This window comes from Streptomyces hypolithicus (genome assembly GCF_052934925.1).
The window spans coordinates 2,011,511-2,031,485 of sequence record NZ_CM128811.1; the positions used below are offsets into that span (position 1 = coordinate 2,011,511).

Annotated in this window: 19 protein-coding genes; 13 read left to right on the forward strand and 6 right to left on the reverse strand. The window is 71.5% G+C overall.

The window, feature by feature from the left end:
- Positions 1-82: 82 nt before the first annotated feature.
- On the reverse strand, positions 83-520 hold the full coding sequence (locus ACU6WZ_RS09205; RefSeq protein ID WP_447032628.1) for a nuclear transport factor 2 family protein: 438 nt from the start codon (positions 518-520) through the stop codon (positions 83-85).
- Positions 521-758: 238 nt separating this feature from the next.
- Between ACU6WZ_RS09205 and ACU6WZ_RS09210 the strand changes: the two genes are divergently transcribed.
- From ACU6WZ_RS09210 to ACU6WZ_RS09220, 3 genes are read left to right on the forward strand one after another with little or no spacing between them, the layout of a single operon-like run.
- Positions 759-2,210 carry a uracil-xanthine permease family protein gene (locus ACU6WZ_RS09210; protein WP_447032629.1) on the forward strand — a complete coding sequence of 484 codons (1,452 nt, stop codon included), beginning with the start codon at positions 759-761 and terminating at the stop codon, positions 2,208-2,210.
- The gene (locus ACU6WZ_RS09215; protein WP_447032630.1) at positions 2,203-3,696 is read left to right on the forward strand and encodes an amidohydrolase family protein; all 1,494 of its coding nucleotides are present in this window, start codon (positions 2,203-2,205) and stop codon (positions 3,694-3,696) included. The genes ACU6WZ_RS09210 and ACU6WZ_RS09215 overlap by 8 nt, the downstream gene beginning before the upstream one ends.
- Entirely contained in the window at positions 3,693-4,403 is a 711-nt protein-coding gene (locus ACU6WZ_RS09220; protein WP_447032631.1) for a sulfite exporter TauE/SafE family protein, read from the forward strand. The genes ACU6WZ_RS09215 and ACU6WZ_RS09220 overlap by 4 nt, the downstream gene beginning before the upstream one ends.
- Here the strand turns inward: ACU6WZ_RS09220 and ACU6WZ_RS09225 are convergent.
- Positions 4,387-5,439 (reverse strand): LacI family DNA-binding transcriptional regulator, encoded by a 1,053-nt coding sequence (locus ACU6WZ_RS09225; RefSeq protein WP_447032632.1) that lies wholly within the window; start codon positions 5,437-5,439, stop codon positions 4,387-4,389. The genes ACU6WZ_RS09220 and ACU6WZ_RS09225 overlap by 17 nt on opposite strands.
- A gap of 245 nt (positions 5,440-5,684) precedes the next feature.
- Here ACU6WZ_RS09225 and ACU6WZ_RS09230 point away from each other — a divergent pair, with 245 nt between their 5' ends.
- Entirely contained in the window at positions 5,685-8,987 is a 3,303-nt protein-coding gene (locus ACU6WZ_RS09230) for a tetratricopeptide repeat protein (RefSeq protein ID WP_447032633.1), read from the forward strand.
- A 226-nt stretch (positions 8,988-9,213) separates the two neighbouring features.
- Here the strand turns inward: ACU6WZ_RS09230 and ACU6WZ_RS09235 are convergent, their stop codons facing one another.
- Both ACU6WZ_RS09235 and mca read right to left on the reverse strand, forming a co-directional pair.
- Positions 9,214-9,522 carry a hypothetical protein gene (locus ACU6WZ_RS09235; protein ID WP_447032634.1) on the reverse strand — a complete coding sequence of 103 codons (309 nt, stop codon included), beginning with the start codon at positions 9,520-9,522 and terminating at the stop codon, positions 9,214-9,216.
- Complete coding sequence (mca, locus tag ACU6WZ_RS09240; RefSeq protein WP_447032635.1) at positions 9,515-10,396, reverse strand: mycothiol conjugate amidase Mca; 882 nt, start codon at positions 10,394-10,396, stop codon at positions 9,515-9,517. Before mca ends, ACU6WZ_RS09235 begins: the two co-directional genes overlap by 8 nt.
- A 97-nt stretch (positions 10,397-10,493) precedes the next feature.
- Here mca and ACU6WZ_RS09245 point away from each other — a divergent pair, with 97 nt between their 5' ends.
- The 4 genes from ACU6WZ_RS09245 (at position 10,494) to ACU6WZ_RS09260 (ending at position 12,395) form a co-directional block, all read left to right on the forward strand.
- Complete coding sequence (locus ACU6WZ_RS09245) at positions 10,494-10,907, forward strand: DUF4307 domain-containing protein (RefSeq protein WP_447032636.1); 414 nt, start codon at positions 10,494-10,496, stop codon at positions 10,905-10,907.
- 149 nt (positions 10,908-11,056) lie between these two features.
- A complete protein-coding gene (gene greA, locus ACU6WZ_RS09250; RefSeq protein WP_447032637.1) occupies positions 11,057-11,554 on the forward strand; it encodes a transcription elongation factor GreA in 498 nt (165 codons plus the stop codon).
- A 213-nt stretch (positions 11,555-11,767) separates the two neighbouring features.
- Positions 11,768-12,010 carry an antitoxin MazE7 gene (locus tag ACU6WZ_RS09255; RefSeq protein ID WP_447032638.1) on the forward strand — a complete coding sequence of 81 codons (243 nt, stop codon included), beginning with the start codon at positions 11,768-11,770 and terminating at the stop codon, positions 12,008-12,010.
- 4 nt (positions 12,011-12,014) lie between these two features.
- A complete protein-coding gene (locus ACU6WZ_RS09260) occupies positions 12,015-12,395 on the forward strand; it encodes a toxin Doc (protein ID WP_447032639.1) in 381 nt (126 codons plus the stop codon).
- A gap of 136 nt (positions 12,396-12,531) precedes the next feature.
- Here ACU6WZ_RS09260 and ACU6WZ_RS09265 read toward each other — a convergent pair whose 3' ends face one another.
- The gene (locus ACU6WZ_RS09265; RefSeq protein ID WP_447032640.1) at positions 12,532-12,726 is read right to left on the reverse strand and encodes a DUF397 domain-containing protein; all 195 of its coding nucleotides are present in this window, start codon (positions 12,724-12,726) and stop codon (positions 12,532-12,534) included.
- 29 nt (positions 12,727-12,755) lie between these two features.
- Complete coding sequence (locus tag ACU6WZ_RS09270) at positions 12,756-13,625, reverse strand: helix-turn-helix domain-containing protein (protein WP_447032641.1); 870 nt, start codon at positions 13,623-13,625, stop codon at positions 12,756-12,758.
- Between the two features lie 366 nt (positions 13,626-13,991).
- Here ACU6WZ_RS09270 and ACU6WZ_RS09275 point away from each other — a divergent pair, with 366 nt between their 5' ends.
- The 5 genes from ACU6WZ_RS09275 to ACU6WZ_RS09295 all read left to right on the forward strand — a co-directional run bounded on the left by ACU6WZ_RS09275 (position 13,992) and on the right by ACU6WZ_RS09295 (position 19,960).
- Complete coding sequence (locus ACU6WZ_RS09275; RefSeq protein WP_447033947.1) at positions 13,992-14,381, forward strand: ATP-binding protein; 390 nt, start codon at positions 13,992-13,994, stop codon at positions 14,379-14,381.
- A gap of 295 nt (positions 14,382-14,676) precedes the next feature.
- Positions 14,677-15,327, forward strand: coding sequence for a hypothetical protein (locus ACU6WZ_RS09280; RefSeq protein WP_447032642.1), 651 nt, complete (start codon positions 14,677-14,679; stop codon positions 15,325-15,327).
- A gap of 4 nt (positions 15,328-15,331) precedes the next feature.
- A complete protein-coding gene (locus ACU6WZ_RS09285; RefSeq protein ID WP_447032643.1) occupies positions 15,332-15,514 on the forward strand; it encodes an FxLD family lanthipeptide in 183 nt (60 codons plus the stop codon).
- 220 nt (positions 15,515-15,734) lie between these two features.
- Complete coding sequence (locus ACU6WZ_RS09290) at positions 15,735-18,689, forward strand: lantibiotic dehydratase (protein ID WP_447033948.1); 2,955 nt, start codon at positions 15,735-15,737, stop codon at positions 18,687-18,689.
- Positions 18,686-19,960 (forward strand): lanthionine synthetase C family protein, encoded by a 1,275-nt coding sequence (locus tag ACU6WZ_RS09295; RefSeq protein WP_447032644.1) that lies wholly within the window; start codon positions 18,686-18,688, stop codon positions 19,958-19,960. Before ACU6WZ_RS09290 ends, ACU6WZ_RS09295 begins: the two co-directional genes overlap by 4 nt.
- Positions 19,961-19,975 lie beyond the last annotated feature (15 nt).

Sequence of the window (19,975 nt, forward strand, 5' to 3'; positions counted from 1 at the left end):
CGGCCAAGTCCCGCCCATACCCCACCGGGGCAGCGCGGCGCCGGAACCCGACCGAGCCCGACCGGCGCCCCGACCCGCGCCCTCAGGCCTCGAACGCCTGGGCCACGGCGAGGCTGTCCTCGTAGACGTGGTGCCGGGTGATCAGGCCGTCTTCGACGGTCAGATGCAGCGCAAACCTGGCACGGTACGCACGTCCGGTGAGCCGGGCGGTCTGGCGGATCTCACCGAGGACCACCGCGTCGCTCCCGTCGACGAGGATCCGTTCGATCTCGGTCGCCGCCCGCTCCGGAACGTGGTGCTCGGCCAGCTCGCGGAAATGGCCGGCCACCTCGGCCCGGGTGGACCGGTGCCGGATCCACGGTGTGGCGGCGCGGCCGTGCTCCGCCTCCGGCCAGTCGAGCTTCCAGTCGCCGCGCTCGGCGTACAGCTCGGCAATGCGCTCGGGCTCGCCCTCGCCGATCCTGCGCAGCAACTTCCCGATGGCAGCACGGGTGTTCGTGGGCTCGGATGCCGTGAACATGACCACTCCTCCGCTCCGGCCCGCGCCCCTGCGGCGCGAGCGGACCGCCACCGCAGCCGACGGCGACCGGCCGGAAGGGGCGATTGACCCCAGGGTAAGGGGAGGGGGCCGCGGACCCTTGACGCGAAACGCCAGCCCTCACATACTGGCGGCCAAATCGATTTGGCCGAATCGATGTGGTCCCCCGTCCAGGGCCGGATCTCGGCTGAAACCGGAGCGAGCCGAACGGAGCTCGAACGTGTCCAGTCCCCGCCCCCGTCCCCACCCCCGCCCCACGCAGACCACCCCACAGCCCCGCACCACCGCGGCGCCCGCCCCGCACCCCGTCGACGAGTCCCGCCCGTTCGGCAGGATTCTGCTCTTCGGCGTGCAGCACGTCCTCGTGATGGCCGCGACCCCCATCTCGGCGATCTTCCTGATGAGCGCCACGCTCCGACTCGACCCCGGCCTGACCGTCAACCTGCTCTCGGCCGCCTTCGTGCTGTCAGGGGCCGGGTCCCTGATCCAGTCGCTGGGGCCGTGGAAGTTCGGGCCCAGGCTGCCCTTCGTCATGCTGCCCGGCGGCGCGCCGCTGATCCTCTTCCTCGCGATCGCCGAGCAGCACGGCCTCAGGACCGCGAGCGGCGCGGTGATTCTCACGGCCGTCTTCTACTTCGTCGTCCTGCCCGTCTTCTCGCGGCTGCTCAGGTTCTTCCCCGCCCTCGTCATCGGCACGATGATCGTGATCGTCGGCGTCAACCTGGTGAAGGTCGGCGCGGTACTCGTCACCGGCCGGCCCGGCGAGCCCGGCTTCGCCGACACCACCAATCTGATGCTGGGCATGGCGACGATCGGCTTCACCGTCGTGTTCTACCTGCTGTTCAGCGGCGTACTGCGACAACTCGCCGTCATGCTGGGTCTCCTGGCGGGCACCGCCCTCGCCTTCGTGCTGGGCGGCGTCGACTTCGGCCGCGCCGCCGAGGGCGGGCTGCTCAACGTGCCGCAGCTGATGCCCTTCGGTTCACCGCAGTTCAGCCTGGTCGCCGCGCTGCCGCTGATGCTCTACAGCCTTGCCTCGATGGCCGAGGCCACCGGTCAGACGGTCATCAACGCGGAGGCCGTCGGCAAGCGGATCGACCAGCGCGCCGACGTACCCAAGACCATCCGCGGCGACGCGGTCACGTCTCTCTTCGGTGGCTTCTTCGGGATGCCGCTGATGGTGACCAGCGGCGAGAACATCGGCATCGTCAAGGTGACGGGCGTACGCAGCCGGTACGTGACGGCCGTCGCCGGCGTCGTACTCATCGCCATCGGGTTCATGGCGCCCGTCACCCGCGCCATCAGCGTGGTCCCGTCGGCCGTCGTGGGCGGCACGGCCATGGTCGTCTTCGCGGTGATCACCGTGCTGGGGGTGCAGATGCTGGGGCGGTCGGACCTCGACCGGCATACCAGCACGTTCATCTGCGCGGTCGCCCTGGCCCTCGGGCTGCTCCCCATCCTGATCCCCGGCGTGTACGGAGGCTTCCCGCCGAACGTCCGCATCCTGCTGGAAAGCGGCGTCGCCGTGGGCGCGTTCGTCGCCGCCGTCCTCAACATCCTCTTCCACCACGTGCGTCCACGGCTCACCCGCCCCCGGCCCGCGACCGCCGAACCGGCCACCGAACCGGCCACCGGCCAGTCCCCCGAGTCCGACGCCACCCCGCATGCCTGAGCACCCGCAGGGCCCGCACGAAATGAGCGCGATGACCAGCCCGAACCCCAGCCTGACCCCCAACCCAAACCCCGGCCCGACCCCCGCCCCCAACCCCGGCCCGCGCCCCGATCCGACCCCCGACCGCCTCGCCGGCACCGCACCGCGGCTCCTGATACCCGACGCGGTCCTGACCCCCGACGGCCTGATGGACGGCCACGCGGTGGTCGTGTCCGGCGGTGCCTTCGTCGCGGTCGCGGCCGCCGACGAGCTGGAGCGTACGTACCCCCTCCTCGCACCGGTCCGGCTGCCGGGACACGTCCTGCTGCCCGGATTCGTCGACTCCCATCACCACCTCACCCAGAGCTTCGGCTCCGCGCTCGCCTTCGGGGAGCCCTCGGAGATCTTCCGGCGGGTGTGGGTGCCCCTGGAGGAGGCGCTGGACGAGGAATCGGCGTACGTCGCCGCCAAGCTCGCCGCGCTGGAGTCGCTGCGCGGCGGATTCACCACCGTCACCGACGCGGGCACCCGCGCCGATGTGGACGTGGAAGTCGTGGCCTCGGCGGCGCGCGACGCCGGAATCCGCTGCGTGCTCGGGCTGGTCTGCAACGACATCGACACCACAGGCGACGATCCCGCCCCCAGGGCGGAGAAACACCTGGCCCGCTACGACACCGACGCCCTGATCCATCCGTCCCTCGCCATCTCCATCCCGGAGGCGGCGACGGCGGACACCCTGCGCCGCACCGCCCGGCTGGCCGCCGAAGCAAGGGCGGTCGTACAGATCCATGTCAACGAGCACCTGGCCGGCGTCGAGCGCTCGCTCGTGCGGCACGGTCGTCGCCCCCTGGAGTACCTGCACGAAGTCGGCGCCCTGGGGCCGCAGTTGCTCGCCGCGCACGCCACCCTGCTCACCCCCCGCGAGCTGACGCTCCTCGCCGACACCGGGACGGCCGTCAGCTACAACCCGGTCGCCAGCGCCTGGAAGGGCAACGCCGTGGCCCCCGCGACCGCCATGGCCGAGCGCGGCATCCGGTTCGGCATCGGTACGGACGGCACCCGCGGCGACGGCTTCCGGCTGGCCGAGGCCGCCGAGTTCGCGCAGCGCATCGCGTACGGCATGGCGACCGGCGACTCCTCGTGCGGCGGCGGCTGGACCTGGCTGGAGCACGCGAGCCGGGGCGGCGCCGACGCGGTGGGCCTGGGCTCTCGTACGGGTGTGATCGCCGAGGGGGCCGCCGCCGACTTCCTGCTCGTCGACGTCCGTACGCCCGAGACACAGCTGTCCTGGGACCTGCCGTGGGAACTGCTGCGGCGGGGCAACCGCGACCAGATCAGCGCCGTGTTCGTCGCCGGGCGGCTGCGCCTGTGGCGTGGCTGGCCGACCGACTGGGACGGCAGGGCGCTGGTGCGGCGCGCCGCCGAGACGGCCCGGGAGGTGGTGGCGCGGGCCCCCGTCACCCGCGTGCACCCCACCTCGATGGACGCCCGGCGGGCGGCACGGTGAGCCCGGAGACGGTGGCGGTCCTCGCGGTGACGGTGGCGGTCGCGGCGTTCGTCCAGGGCAGCAGCGGCCTGGGCTTCGCGCTGATCGTCGCGCCGGTGGCGGGACTCGTCGACCCCGGTCTGCTCCCGGTGTTCGTACTGGCGTCGATGATCCCGCTGAATCTGTACGTCGCCTGGCGCGAGCGCGCCGCCATCGACCTGCGCGGCGCGGGCTGGATCACGGCGGCGCGCCTGGCCGCCACACCGGCGGGGCTCGCGCTGCTCTGGGTGATCCCGGACCGCAGACTCGGCCTGTTCGTGGGCGCGGCGACCGTGCTGGCGGCGGTGGTGAGCCTGGCGGCGCCGGCGTTCACGCCGGGGCGGGCGGCGTATCTGGGCGCCGGGGTGGTGACCGGACTGACGGAGACCGCGACGGGGGTGGGCGGTCCGCCGCTCGCGCTGGTCTACCAGCACCGACCGCCCGCCGAGCTGCGCTCCACGGTCGCGGTGTGCTTCCTGGTGGGTGAAGTCGCCTCGCTCGCCCTGCTGTTCGCCACCGGACAGGGCGGCGGGGCCGAGCTGGAATGGGCGTTGTACCTGCTGCCCGCACTGGCCGTCGGGGCGTGGCTGAGCCGGCTGGTCCACCAACGGGTGGACGCCCGCCGGATGCGCCTGTTCGTACTCGGCTTCGCCCTCGTGTCGGGGGCGGTGCTCATGCTGGGGCCGTGACCCGCAGGGAGGAGGCGCGGGGGATCACCCGGGGCATGGGCGCCGGCTCGGCGGGAGCACCGGTCGTCGTGGCGCCCCGCAAGCGGGCGAGCAGCAGTTCCACGGCGTCGTACGCGGCCCGGTCCAGGTGCAGGTCGACGGCGGTGAGCGGGGGCTCGCACGTCCTGGCCCGCAGCCCGTCGTACCGCGTGACGACCATGACGTCATCGGGGATCCTGCGGCCGCTGCCGAGGATCGCGCGTACGGCGCCGACCGCGAAGGCGTCCACGAGCGCGCACACGGCGTCGGTTCCGGGGTGGGCGGCCAGCAGGGCGGCGCAGGTGTCGTATCCGGCCTGCTCGCCGCCCTCCTCGGGCGCGGTCCGGACGACGGGCTGCCAGCCGTGCCGGGCGGCGGCGCGCTCGTAGGCGGCGCGGGCGTCGACGGCGGAGTGGCGGGAACCGGCGCCGATGATCAGGGCCGGGTGGCGGGCGCCCTGTTCGCGCAGATGCGTGAGCAGCAGTTCGGCGACCAGCGAGCCGTGCAGGTCGACGTACGGAGCGTCCTCGTCGGGCGATACGGGCCGGCCGAGCGCCACATACGGCAGGCCGCGCTCGCGCAGCTGGGTGGCCGCCGCGTCGTCGACGTCGGGCTCGACGACGATGGCGCCGTCGATGTCGACGGAGTACAGCGCGGAGGCCGACTGGACGGGCGGGACGAGGACGAGCGCGTAGTCGTGTACGAGCGCCCGCTCGGCGGCGGCAGCGGCCACTTCCATGTAGAACCCGAGGCGGGAGGCTCCGCCGGCGACCGCGAAGGGCATCGAGGAGGCGAGGGCGATGGCCTTGGCCTGGCCACGGCGGAGCCGCTGGGCGCGAAGGTTCGGCCGGTAGCCCAGCTCGGCGGCGACTCTCTTGATCCGCTCGCGGGTCCGGGGGTCGACCTTGCCGAGCCCGTTCAGTGCGTGCGAGACGGTCGTACGCGACACCTCGGCGGCCTTGGCGACGTCGGCGATCGTCGGCGGCCGGGCGCCGGAACCGGGACCGGAAGGGGGCATGGGTGCGGCTCTCCTCGCTCGCTGCGGATGTCGTGTCTGTGACCGTTGGCTGTTGAACGTTGCCCGTTGACCGTCCCCATCCTCGCTGACGCGGCCGCCAAGAAGCTCCCCGGCAGATCGCCGGACCGGCCGGATCAGCCGGACCAGCCGGACCAGGACGAAACCTTGGGGCCGACTCTCTCGCGCTGACGCGCGTCAAGAAGGACACTTGACCCGCGAATCGTTGCTTGCGGAGGGGGACGCATATGCGGGACAGCCACCGGGCCGAGGTCGAGCGGCTGTTGGTACGGGCCGTCGAGGAGCAGGCGCGGCGGGCCGGCGGGCGCCTGGACGCGAACGCGCTGCTGGCGCGCGGCCGGGCGGAGCTGGACGCGATGGCGGCGGGCGCCGGCGAGGAGTACGCGGCGTACGTCGCCGCCCTCGACGAGGCCCAGGTGGGCCAGGAGTCGCTGGCGCAGCGGTTCAGCGGAGCCGACCTGTCAACCCCGTTGCTGGTGGCGGCAGTTGCCGCCGTCGCCGCGTTCGGCTCCGACCTGGCTCTCGGTACGTCCCCGGGCACCGCGCTCGGCGTCGGCGCCGTCGTCGCGGTCGCCGGGGCCGCCGCCACCGTCGCCAAGGTCACCGCCGCGCACTGGCCGGCGGCGCACCGCAGGGCCGGGGCACTGTCCCAGCCGGGCGGGCCCGAGCAGTTGCGGCTGCAGTGGCTGACGGCGCTGGAGGTGCGGGGGATACGGCCGTTCCTGGACCAGCAGCAGGTGCTGCTGGCCGCCACCCGTACCCCGTCGGCGAAGAAGACGACCGTCGTCGGTCAGCTGCGCGGTGCCGACCGCAGCCAGGCGGCGCGCAGGCGCTCCGTACTGGAGCAGTCGTTCGGGCATCTGCCGGAGCCCGACGGGCCGTTCGCGGGGCGGCGGGCCGCGATGTCGCAGATCGCGCAGTGGGTGCACGCGGCGCGGGCGAGCACCGAGACGCGGCCCACGGTGGTGGTGCTGCACGGGGCGCCGGGTTCGGGGCGTACGACGCTGGCGGTGCGGGCGGCGCATCACCTCAAGGACCAGTTCCGGGGCGCGTGCGTGGTGGATCTGCGCGGCGACTCGGCCGGCGAGGGGCCGCTGTCGACGCGCGAGGCGCTGCTGCATCTGCTGAACCGGCTGGGCGCGCCGCGCGAGCAGCTGCTGTTCCGGGAGCGCGCCTCGCAGGAGCAGCAGCTCCGCCGCCTCACCGAGCTGTACCACCAGCACCTGACGGGGCTGCCGGTGACGGTGGTGCTCGACGACGCCTCCGACGCCGCTCAGGTCCGCACGCTGCTCCCCGAACGCTCGGACTCACTGGTCCTGGTGACGGCGCGCGGCCCCCTGAACCTCCCCGCGGACATCCCGGCGTGGGTGCACCACGTACCGGTGGACGCACTGGACGCGGCGGGCGCGGAGGAGCTGCTGCGGGATTCGGCGCAGGAGAAGGAGGGGAAGGAGGCGCCGTACGACGCGGAGGCGGCCGGCCGGATCACCCAGCTGTGCGGCGGTCTGCCGCTCGCCCTGCGGATCGCCGGATCCTCGCTCGGTCCGCGCACCTCCCGCGCGCTGATCGCCGACCTGGAGGCGTACGGCCCCGTCGAGCCGGTGGAGCGCACGCTGTGGCTGCGCTACACCGACCAGCCCGACGCCGGCCGGCGCCTGCTGCGCCGCCTCGCGCTCGCCGGGCGGGCGAGCCTGGGGGCGGCCGCGGCGGCGGCGCTGCTGGCCACCGACGAGCAGGAGGCGGGGCGGCTACTGGTGGCCCTGTCGCGTTCCGGGCTCATCGACCATGTGCGGGGCAGCCGCTACCGGCTGCACGATCTGGTACGGGCCTTCGCGCACGCCCGCCTCCTCGACGAGGAGGAGCCGGCGGACCGCGCCGCTGCGCAGGAGCGCCTCATCCGCAACTACGGCGAACTGGCCGACTCGGTGATCCGCCTGGTCGACGGCAAGACATCGACCCGCGCCGGCACCTCCTTCACGTCGAACGCGGTCGGCGGGCACGGCTTCACCTCGCTCGACGCGGCGCTGCGCTGGCTGGACGACGAGTCGAGCTTCATCACGGCGGCGCTGCGCCAGGCCGAGGGCGTCGACCAGCAGGCCGTACTGAACCTCCTGGGCGCGCTGTGCGACTACTGCCTGCTGCGCGGCGACCTCTACCGGCTCGGCGAGATCAGCGAGCTGACGCAGGCCGTCGGCCAGGGCCTGCTGGTCCGGTCGGTGCAGTGGCGCACGGGCATCGCGGCCCGTCAGCTCGGGGAGCTCGACAAGGCCCGTACCACGCTCTCCTCGGTCGTCGACCTCTACCGGGAGGCCCACCACGACGCGGGCGCCGCGCGCGCCCTGTGCTCGCTCGGCATCACGCTGCACCACCAGGGCAACCTCACGGACGCGGCGGCGAAGCTGCGTGAGGCGCTGGGGCTCCAGGCCGGGGACGTACTGGCCGCCGACCGCGCGTGGACGCTGCACGCACTGGCGGCGGTGGAGCGCGACCGGGCGAACCTGGCCGCTGCCCTGGCCCATCTCGACACGGCGCTGGCGCTGCACCGCGAGAGCGAGAGCCTGCACGGCCAGGCGTGGGCGCACTTCCAGCTGGGCCAGGTGTGCCTGCGGATGGGCGACGTACCGCGCGCGGAGGACGAGCTGCGCGAGGCCCTCGACCTCTACGGCCGCACCCGCGACGGGCGCGGCGAGGCGTGGGCCCTGACGCAGCTGGCCCGGGCCCGCCTGGTCGACGGCGACCCGTCCCCTGCCGTCGATCAGCTGCGCCAGGCGTTGTCGCGCCACCGCGAGGCGGAGGACGCGCGGGGCGAGGCGTGGACGCTGTACTACCTCGGGCAGGCGCTGGAGGAGCGCGGCGACCGGGACCAGGCGGTGCGGGAGCTGGAGCGGGCGCGCGGCATGTTCTCGCGCATGCGGGACGTGTACGGGCTGGCCTGCGCCCGCCACCACTCGGGCCGCGTGACCCGCGACCAGCGTGCGGCGCAGACCGGCAACCTCCGCAACAGCGGCTTCGCCCGGCAGCTGCTGGTCGACGCCCGCGCGGATTTCCGGCGTATCGGGGTCGCTCACGGGGAGGCGTGGACGTGCCTGGAGCTGGCGATCGTCGACGCGGGCAACAACCGGCCGGGCCCGGCTCTGGAGCTGTGCGACGAGGCGATCCGCCTCTTCACGTCGTACGCCGACGAGCGCGGCGCGGACTGGGCGCGCTTCCTGCGGTGCACGCTGCTGCCGTTCGGTTCGCCTGGCGGCTCGGAGATCGGCACGGCGGTGGCCCAGGAGGAACTCTCCCAGCTGCTCGACGCGACCCACCCGGCGCGCGACGGCAAGCTGGAGGACTGTGCGGAGGCGTACTGCGTGATCCTGGAGCGGGGCGTGAACCTGGCGGAGGGCTGGCAGGCGTGGCGCCTGAGCATGATCCCGAACCGCCACGCGCGCGAGGTGATGGGAGTCCCGGTGGCCACGACGGACGGGCTGGATTCGCCTCGCGGAGGCGCATCCAGCCCGTCGAGGGGGCCCCTCCCATGCCCTTGAGGCTATGGGGGAGTTTGAGGACAAGCCCGAAGGGCGTCCGGGGCCCAAGGTCTGGGGGGGGAGGGGTCTGGGGGCCCGCCCCCAGTTCCGGGAAGGGGCGGGTAGGGGACAGCGCCGCAGGCACCCGCCCGCCACGCACCCGCACCCCCCACCCGCACCCGCACCCGCACCCGCACCTGCACCCGCACCCGGAGCCGAACCGCCCGCCCCGCCCCACACCCGCCCGCTACGCGCCCTTCGCGGACCCGCCGGGCGACTCCCCCGCCGAGCCGGGGGGCACGGACCCCGGCGCCGATCCCGCCACCGACCCCGGCGCCGAGACGGACGCCCGCTCCGCCCCCGGAGCCGGCTGCTCCTCGAAGTTGACCCGCCCCATGTGCCGGTTCATGGACTTCATCAGCATCCACACGCCAACCGCCAGCGCCGCGAACACCAGGAACCCGAGCACCCCCGGGGTCACCTTGTTCTTGTCGAACTGGTCCGCGGCGAGCGGCACGATCGTCGTCATTGCCAGGGTTACGTTCACATCAGGCATTGTCGCGGATGCCCGCAAACAGGTCGCTCTCGGGGAGGGACGTATCGACGAGCGACTTCGCGAGCTCGTACTCCTCCGTCGGCCAGACCTCCCGCTGGATGTCCATCGGGACGCGGAACCAGCCCCCCTCGGGATCGATCTGCGTGGCGTGCGCGATCAGCGCCTTGTCGCGGATCTCGAAGAACTCCCCGCACGGAACATGCGTGGTCAGCGTCCGCTCCGCCCGCTGGAACTCCTTCCAGCGCTCCAGCCACTCGCCGTACGGCGACTCCAGGCCGCGCTCGATGAGCGCCTCGTGGAGCGCGACCGTACGCGGCCGGTTGAAGCCCTGGTTGTAGTAGAGCTTCGCGGGCTGGAAGGCCGGCCCGAACTCCGCCTCGGGGAACTTCTCGGTGTCCGCGGCCCCGTCGAAAGCCACCATCGAGATCGTGTGGGTCATGATGTGGTCGGGGTGCGGGTAGCCGCCGTTCTCGTCGTACGTCGTGATGACCTGCGGCCGGAACGAGCGGATCGACCGCACCAGCGCGCCCGCCGCCTCATCGACGTCCGCCAGCGCGAAGCAGCCCTGCGGCAGCGGCGGCAGCGGGTCGCCCTCGGGAAGACCCGAGTCGACGAAGCCCAGCCACTCCTGCCCCACACCGAGGATCTCGCGAGCCTCGTCCATCTCCTTCCGCCGTACCTCGTGGATGTTGTCCTCGATGTACTTGTCGCCCTGGAGCTTCGGATTGAGGATGGAGCCGCGCTCGCCTCCCGTGCAGGTCACGACCAGCACGTCCACCCCCTCGGACACATACTTGGCCATGGTCGCCGCACCCTTGCTCGACTCGTCGTCGGGGTGGGCGTGAACGGCCATCAGTCGCAGCTGCTCAGTCAAGACTCGTTCCTCAGTTATTCGGCGCGATAAGCGGCTTCTATAGTGACCGAATCGGGGGCCGGAAAATTCCGTGGCCCCCGCCCCAGGAGGAACGATCATGACCGCGGTACGCCAGGACCTTCCCGAGGGCCGCTACGGCCGTTCGGCGGACGCGCGCGCGGACCGCAAGCTCAAGATCGTGGGCTCGGTGCTGGGCGCCGGTCTGCTCGCGATGGTCGCCTGGTTCGGCTACGACTACGTCACCGGACAGCGGATCAGCGCCGAGGTGATCAAGTTCGACACGGTGTCGGACACCGAGGTCAAAGTGCACCTCGAAGTACGCAAGGATGCCTCCGCGACCGGCACCTGCACCCTGCGTTCCCTGGCGGAGAGCGGCGCCGAGGTGGGCCGCAAGGACGTCCGTATCGACGACACGGACTCCGGCCGCATCGACGAGATCTACACGATCCGTACGACGTCCAGGGCGACCAGCACTGAGCTGACAGGCTGTACCGCGGACGGCGGTTCATAGGCCTGACCTGCATTGATGCGTTCCTGACGGTGTTAGTCCTCCCCCCGGGGCGCCTGAATTGTTAGGCTCGTGGTTTCGCCCGCCCGTCGAGGCACATGCTTCTGGGTAGGGCGATGCTGTTTATTGACCAGTACCGACGAGGAGCACCTGTGACCCAGACCAGCGAGAGCGTCACCTGGCTGACCCAGGAGGCGCACGACCAGCTCAGGGCCGAGCTGGATTACCTGTCGGGTCCCGCACGCACGGAGATCGCCGGCAAGATCGCGGCTGCCCGCGAAGAGGGGGACCTGCGCGAGAACGGCGGGTACCACGCCGCCAAGGAGGAGCAGGGCAAGCAGGAGCTCCGTGTGCGCCAGCTGACCCAGCTCCTGGAGAACGCGAAGGTCGGCGAGGCCCCCACCGCCAGCGGCGTCGTGGCGCCCGGCACGGTCGTCAAGATCGCCTTCGACGGCGACGAGGACGACACCATGACGTTCCTGCTCGCATCCCGCGAGTACGCGAGCGCCGACATCGAGACGTACTCCCCGCAGTCCCCGCTGGGCACCGGCGTGAACGGTAAGAAGGTCGGCGAGGACGCGCAGTACGAGCTGCCGAACGGCAAGAAGGCCTCGGTGAAGATCCTCGAAGCCACCCCGTACCGGGGCTGAGCCACCGGCTCGCCCGCCGCACGCACCCAGGAGGCCTCCGCCCGCCCGCCGGCGAGCGGAGGCCTCCTGCCGTCACTGCCGCCTCCGGGCTCCCACGCGACGCATGATCCGCAGAAGCCGGCGCAGATCATGACGTCCGTCTCCGCGCGGGGGATGACGTCGCGCACGCCAGAAGAGTAGCGGCGACGGTATACCCACGGGCATACTCGATGGATGGACGACACCAGCGTCAAGATCGACAAGGAGACCCGGGACCGCTTCAAGGCGCTCGCCGGGGGCAAGCCCCTCAAGGAGTACCTCGCCGAACTGGCGAAGAGGGAGGAGCACGAGCGGGCTCTCAACACAGCGACCGCCGCATTCCGCCGCGTCATCGAGCCCGGCGTCCTGGATCGGTTCGACGCCGACTTCGGCGGAATCCCGCCGGCGACAGCGCACGAGACCCCCCAGGCGGCCTGAGCCTGTGGAGCTGCTCGTCGACTACCGATGGCTCCTGGCCCGCCAGGAAGACATCCTCCGCACGGACCTCACCGTCAACGACCTCTCCGTTCTCGTCGGCATGGCCGCCCGCCACAGAGTCGACCCGCCGCGGCTCGACCAGAGCCACCCGGATGCCTTCTGGCGGGCAGCCGTGTTCCTGGAGGAGTGCGTCCTGCTGCGCCCCCTCCCCGCGCGGAGCGAAGCGTATGGGTACGGCGTCGCCATTGCGTACCTGGAGGCCTCTGGTGAACGCGTCGACACGACGTACGAACCATGGCGCGACTTGATCAACGAGATCCGCGCGCTGCGCCTGGACTCGTACGGCATCGCCGAGCGTATTCGGTCGTTGCGGACCAGCCCGTAAGAGACCGAACGGGCCTGCACTCTGGTGCGTCCGCAGCCGGGCTTCCGGTGGCGGCGTTAAGCGGTGGTGGCCCCCCTCTTCGACTCCGGGGGGCCACCGTGCTGTGCACAGTGCTACCCGAGTCAGGAGCCGGGCGTTAGGCCCTGAACTCGCCGACGCGCGCGCTGTTCACGAAGGTGTGCCAGGACGCGCGCGGGACGACCAGTGCAGGCCCCTGCTTGTCCTTGGAGTCACGGATGCCAACCTGACTGGTCAGATCCGCAATCTCGACGCACGACCCGCCCGTGTCGTTGCTGTAGGAGGACTTGAACCAAGCGGACTCTTCGGCCACGTCAGGGGCCGTCAGGTTTGTATTGATGGCTACTTCCACTCTCGTGCTAGTTGTTGCAGAAACCCGGCTGTTCGAGCCGGAGGCAGGGCGCTGTCGCGCATGGCGTCGAAGCGGCGGATGTTCCGCTGCACTTCCTGCCGCTCATCGGTGACGCTGATGGTGCTCGGCATGTCGACCTGCACAACGGGGTCGAGGGCCTCGGAGAAGTCGAGAATCGCGAAGTTGCTCTCCGAGCGGTACGTGACCACGTCGTGGGCCAAGATCTGAACGGTCACATTGTCCAGCGCCCCCAGTTCCACGATCTCGTCGTACTGCCCACGCATGACCTCCGGGCCTCCGACCATGCGTCGGACGGCGGTCTCGTCCATGATGACCCGGAGTTCGAGGGGATCGTCGGAACGGGTGATCAGCTCCTTCCGTTCGAGCCTGAGTCGGACGTTCTGGTCGATGTACTCCGTCGTCGTCTCTTCCACGGGCTTGGCCGTCTGATACAGCGCCCGCGCATACGCTTCCGTCTGGAAGAGGCCGAAGACGAAGTTGGGCTGGAAGGCCTTCATCACTGTGGCGTCTTGCTCCAGCCCGCGATACGTCGGCATCTTCGACGGCATGAACGCCTTGTACGGCGTCCACGGCTCCTTGCTCAGCGACTCACGATGCAGCTGGAGAAGAGTCTCCAGATCCTCCCGCGGGAGACCGGGGTCCAGATGGTCGATGAGCGCTTCGAGGTCGCCCACCCGGGGCAGGTCGTTCTCCCCAATTTCCACGCGCGCGAGCTTCGTGTGGGAGAAACCCAGCTCCTTCGCAACTTCCTGAAGCGTGAAACTCCGCTTCTCGCGGAGCTTCCGCAGCTCCTTACCGAGCTCCCTGCGCCGGAACGTCGCTCCGCGCTTCGCTGCCACCTTGCCGCCCTCTCCCCACTCTGTTGGTGCTCGACGTGCACTCTGTCCGGTTCCGGCGTGAGCCGTGTACCTGAGTGTGCCACCGCCTGCACCCCTCTGAACAAGACCTTGTTAGTGATTTGGCACTTGCCAATTTTCTAACATGTGCCGTTGAGCTTGCACAGTAACTCTCACATGCATCACGGTAGTTGAGCTAAGCAAGCCGTGACGGACAAGTAGGCAATTGTCGCGTACCAGAGCGAGAACGCCCTCCCGTCGCTCCCGCCGTACAGCACGCACGGAGGACCCGGCATGACCCCGACTGCGACCATCGCGCGGACCGCGCCCAGCACTTACCCAGGCGCCTTCGTGCGTACGGGACTTGAGGTGTCGATTGCCCGTATCGGAAACGCTTCGGCCGGCTCCATAGCAGCCGAAGACGCCCCTCGGCCGCGGCAGTTCCGGCGCATCGTCCGAGCCGTGTTGAGGCACTGGGGTCAGGCGTCCCTCACTGCCTCAGCCGAACTGCTCGCCACCGAGCTGCTGACCAACGCGCTCCAGCACGGGCGAGGCCCAGCAGTCGGGGTGCGCATGTTCCTCACTGCCAGCCACCTCGTCATCGAGGTTGCCGACGGATCCCCGGAACTGCCCGTGCCACGCAACGCCTCCTCGGACGACGAGGACGGCCGCGGCCTCCTCCTCGTCGACGCCATCGCCGAAGCCTGGGGAGTCAGCCCCGACGGCACGACGACCTGGTGCTCACTCACCCTCTCGTGAAGGACCGATGCCCATGCTCGGCATCACCACCCCCTAGAACCCCGTGCCACCGGCGGCTTCGTTCCCCCACGGACGCCAGCGGGCACGGTCTGACTCCCCGCTGCCGGGGCCGAGTGAGCCCCGGCAGCGGGGACGACTCACCCCACGGAGAGAGCCCGCTCATGGCGAAGCTGCTAATCCTCAGTGCTTTCGGCGCCCTCATCGGCGCCACCCTCGTGTACTCCACGCGCTCACCTGTCCCGGAAGCTCCGATAGCTCGACTGCAGCGCGCCGAAGACCTCGGATTCGCTGAGCTGTGCAGGCAGGCGACGGCATGAGGGCGGCCCGACTGCCTCCTCACCTTGAGGTCGACCTCGACGAGTGGCGCCCCTGGCACGACAACTCGTGCCGCCTCCCCGTCAATCAGGACACCCGGCTCAACGCGATTCGCCACAGCTTCTATGAGGAGGCCATCGCTGGGCGAGCAGAACAGGGACGGCAGATCCGGGTCACCACATACGTACTGGCGTCACGTGGCGTGGACGTGGAAGGCACGCACCACGCGCTGACCGAGCACGCGCAGCGCATGGATTGGCGGCTCGGCGGGCTGAGGTTCACCGACAAGTATGTAAGCCGCCCGGACGACGCACGCCCAGCGTTCAACGAAGCCTGCCGCTACGCCGCCGCCGGCTTCGTCGACGGCATCCTCACCCCGGACCGCGCCGCGCTCACGCCCAGCGATGAGGCCTACGAGGCGTACCTGCGCTGGTTGCACGACCGGCTGTCATTCGTCGCCTTCCTGCCGACGACATCCCAAAGACTTCCCAGCTCCAGCACGCCCATCGGCCTGCGGAGCAGGGATGGCCAGGAATCATCCAAGCGGAGTAGCTGTCCGGCTACGCTCCGCCCGATGGCGCCTGGGCGGCACCACCACATCCGCAACATCCGTGCGAATCAATGGAGTTGAAGACATGGCTCTCATCACTGACCCGAGCACCACGCAGGTACGCCCGCAGACGCCGAAGTCGACGACGTCCGACGGCTTCGAGCTGGACGTCGCCCTGCTGGAGGTGGGCGACGCTGCGGCGCTGACCAACCTGACCGACGACGGGTGCGGCTCCACCTGCGGCGCCTGCACCACCAACGTCGCCTGACCCAAGGCCCTGCTAGGCCCTATTCGGGCCGGTGCCGTCGCGCCCCAGCGGGGCGGCGGCACCGGCCGCCCCTTCGTCCACGGAGGTAATGGTGGCTGCTTCGCCCCCAGCGTTCAGAACTAGCCGCACCGCGCTCGTACGTGCAGTCGCCCGGCCGGCGCTGCAAGTTCCTCCGTTCCCCGATCTCGATGGCCGTTCCCTCGATGGGACAGCCGGCCGTATCGCGTGGCTCCGCGCAGTACGGGAGAACGCCGACGTCGCTGAAGCCCTGCTGCATGCCAGTCCGGGCCTCGCCGCGCAGGTGCAGGCCGTGTGCACGGCGGAGGAACCCGCGGCGCGTGATGTTCGGCGCACAACATTATCCGTGGCCCGCTACCTGCTGCGGGCGGAGAACCGCGCCACCCCGTTCGGCCTGTTCGCCGGGGTGACCACCGCGGCGTTCGGGCCTCAGGCCGGTGCGAAGTGGGGCGCCGGGCACGTCGCGGTCGTCCGCGCGGGCGCGCAGTGGCTGACAGCGGTCGTGGAACGGCTGGAGAGCTGCCCAGAACTGCTGGAACGCCTGCCCGTGGTCGTCAACAACACCGTGACGAGCCGCGGTGACCGGTTGGTCGTGCCGTACCAGCCGCACAGCCAGGCCGGCAGAACCCGCGCGGTGGAAGCGTCCCTGGCCCTGACAGGCCCCGTGAAGGCGGTGCTCACCGCGACCCGGGCCCCGCTTCGGGTTGCCGCGCTCACCAGCAAGATCCTGGCCGAGTTCCCCGCGGCCGGCCCCGGGAAGGTCAGCCGGCTGCTGGTGCAGCTGGTCCAACGGCGTGTGCTGATCACGAGCCTGCAAGCACCGAGCACCGAGACCGACGCCCTGGGCCACCTGTTGCACGAGCTCGCCGCCGTCGAAGCCGAAGGCGTCGCCCCGATCGCCGAGACCGTACGCGAGTTGCACGCGATCCGGGCCGGGCTGCAGGAGTGCACCACGCGCGACGGCAGGGCCCGTGTGGCGTCGCAGATGCGTGCTCTCGAGCCGGAAGTGAGCCGGCACCCCCTCGCGCTCGACCTGCGGCTGGACGCGCAGCTCGTCCTGCCGCCAGAGGTCGCCCGCGAGATCGAGCGCACCGCCTTGGTCCTCGCCCGGGTGAGCGCCATGCCGCACGGAACCGTTGCCTGGCGCGCATACCACCAGCGGTTCTACGAGCGGTACGGAATCGGCACGATGGTGCCGCTGCAAGAGGTCGTCGCGGACAGCGGCGTCGGGTACCCCGACGGCTATCCCGGGACCGTGCCCGGCGAGCGTCGCCCCCGACTCTCCACCCGGGACGAGACGCTCGTGCGGCTGGCGCAAGCGGCCGTACTCGACGGCCGCGACGAGGTGGTACTGGACAACGAGCTGGTCTCGGCTCTGGATCGTGGGCCCGAGCATCCTCGGGTGCCGCCGCACCTCGAAGTCGGCGTCCGGGTGCACGCCTGCAGCGTCGAGGACCTGCAGCGTGGACGGTTCCGGCTGGAGGTCGTGAGCGTGTCCCGCGGGGCCGGTGTCTCCACGGGCCGTTTCCTCAGCGTGCTGGCCCCCGACGACCGCGACGCCCTTGCCGCGGAACTGGCTGACCTGCCTGCCGCCGACAGCAATACCGTGGCCGCACAGCTCTCCTTTCCGCCGTTGCTGCCCGAGAGCGCCCACGTCACCCGAACCCCGCGCCTGCTGCCCACCGTCATCAGCCTGCAGGAGCACCGCTCCCCCGACTACGACGTGCTGACCGTCGAGGACCTGGCGGTGGCCTGTGACGGCCGCCGCATGTACCTGGCCGTCCCCGAGCGCGGCCACCGTGTCGAGGCCGTGGGGATGCACGCGTTGAACCTGCGCACCCACACGCCGCCGCTGGTGCGTTTCCTCACCGAGCTCTCCCGCGCCCAGTGTGCGCAGGTCACCGCGTTCGACTGGGGCGCCGCGGCGACGATGCCGTTCCTGCCCCGCCTGCGGTGCGGGCGCACGGTGCTCGCCTCGGCCCACTGGCGACTGGAAGCGTCCGAGTTGCCCGGCGGCACCAGCCCCCGGGCGGAGTGGGACGCCGCCTTCGCCGCGTGGCGCAGCCGTCGCCGCCTGCCGCAGCGGGTATGCCTTGTTGAGGATGACCGGCGCCTGGCCCTCGACCTGGATGAGACAGGACACCGGACCCTGCTGAGCGAGCATCTCGACCGGGCTGGTGTGGCGGTGCTCACCGAGGCTGCGGCGCCGGACGCGTACGGCTGGTGCGGCGGCCGCCCACACGAGATTGTTGTGCCGCTCAAGGCCACCCGGCCGCCGAGATGGCCGGCCCTGCCCGATCCCACTCCGTCCCGGACTCTCGCCCAGGAGCAGATGCAGACCCCGGCGGTCTCGTCGGTGCTGCTGGCCGCCTTGTACGGAGACCTCCGGCGGCAGGACACCGTGCTCTCCCAGCACGTGCCCGACCTGCTCGAACGGCTCGGCGGACCGCCGTGGTGGTTCATCCGCTTCCGCGACCCCGACCAGCACCTGCGCCTGCGCATCGACCTCCCGGACCCCGCGGCGTTCTCCGAGACAGCCCGCACGGTGAGCATGTGGGCCGGTGAGCTGCGCGGCGCGGGGCTGCTGGCTGAACTGCGCTACCCCACGAGCTTCCGGGAGATGGGGCGTTGGGGCTCCGGCGCGGCCTGGGAAGCGGCCGAAGAGGTGTTCCGCGCGGACTCGCGCGCGATCCTGGCCCAGCTCTCCCAACCGTGTCGCCCGCACCAGCGCACGCTGGTGGCCGCGCACACAGTCGCCATCGCCTCCGCGTTCCTCGGCAGCACGGAGGCAGCAATGCGCTGGCTGATCGACCACGTCCCGCCCACCGCCCCCGGGCCGGTTCCCCGCCCGCAGTTCGCCGAAGCTGTCCGTGTCGCCGACCCCCGCAGCGGCTGGGCGGCGCTGCGCCGGACACCGGGCGGGGAGGCCATCGTGTCGGCGTGGACCGACCGCGCCGCGGCGCTCGCTGCTTACCAGCTGCACCTGCCGAGCCCGGACACCCAGGGCATCGATGTCGACGACGTCCTGACGTCCCTGCTCCACGTCCATTTCGTGCGCGCCGTTGCCGTGAACTTCCCCGAGGAGGAAGCCTGTCTCTACCTTGCACGCGCCGCAGCCTTGGCCTGGACCGCCCGCACCACCGGGAAAGCATCATGATCGCCCACGCGACCCTCGCCCTGGTCGACGCCGTCGCTGACCGCCTCGCCCACCCCGGCACGGCGCCCATCGGGCCCCGGGCAACAGACTGGCGCCGGCAGTCCCTCGCCCACGGCCTGCCCGGAATCGCGCTGCTGCACATCGAACGGGCCGCCACGGACATGGGCCCTTGGCAGCGCGCTCACGACTGGCTCGCCGCCGCCTCCCGGGAGCCGTTCACCAGCGGGGCCGACAGCCACCTGTTCTACGGGGCGCCCGCCTTCGCTCATGCCCTGGCCTGCGCCTCCGACCACCTGCCCGGCTCCTACCAACGCGCTCTGGACACCATGGACCGCCAGCTGGCCGCCGATGTCTGCCGCCGCATCGGGACCGCTCACCGCCGCATCGACGCCGGACGCCTCCCGGCGCTCTCGGAGTTCGACACGATCCGCGGTCTGGTCGGCTACGGCGCCTATCTCTTGCGCCGCAACCCGCACAGCAGCGCCGTGCGAACTGTCCTCGACTACTGCGTACGCCTCACCGAACCGGTCACCCACGACGGCGAAACCCTGCCGGGATGGTGGACCGGCACCGGTCCATCGGGCCGTCCGGACTACCGGTTCCCCGGCGGCCACGCCAACACGGGCGTCGCGCACGGCATCGGCGGTGTGCTCGCGCTGGTGTCCCTCGCCGCCCGGCACGGCGCCCGCGCGGACGGCCACCACGAGGCGCTGCGCACGATCCTGGCGTGGTTGGACCGCTGGCAGGAGCAGGCGGGGAGCGGCCCGGCCTGGCCGTACTGGGTCACCCGGGACGAACTGCGCACTGGCCGACTCGCCCCTTCCGCCCCACGCCGGCCGTCGTGGTGCTACGGCACCGTCGGCCTGGCGCGCGCCCAGCAACTCGCCGCGCTCGCCCTCGGCGACACCGGCCGGCAGGTTGAAGCGGAGAACGCGCTCGTGGCCGCCCTCACCGATCCCGCTCAGCTCAAGGCGACCACGGACATCGGCCTGTGCCACGGCTTCGCAGGGCTCGCCCACGTCGCCACCCGCGCGGCAGCCGACGCGCACCCGTCGACTGCCGGGCAGCTCAGGGCCGTGATCCCCGCGCTCCTGGCCGCCGTCCACCCTCCTGGCACCGACCCAGCACAGGCAGCTACCGCGTTCCTGGAGGACGCGGATCGGGGCCCCGGGCTGCTCGACGGCGCTGCCGGCGTCGCCGTTGCCCTGATCGCGCCCAGCACCGCCGCGCCGCCCCGTTCCGCCTGGGACGCCTGTCTGCTCATCGCCTGACCTCCCCCGACCGAA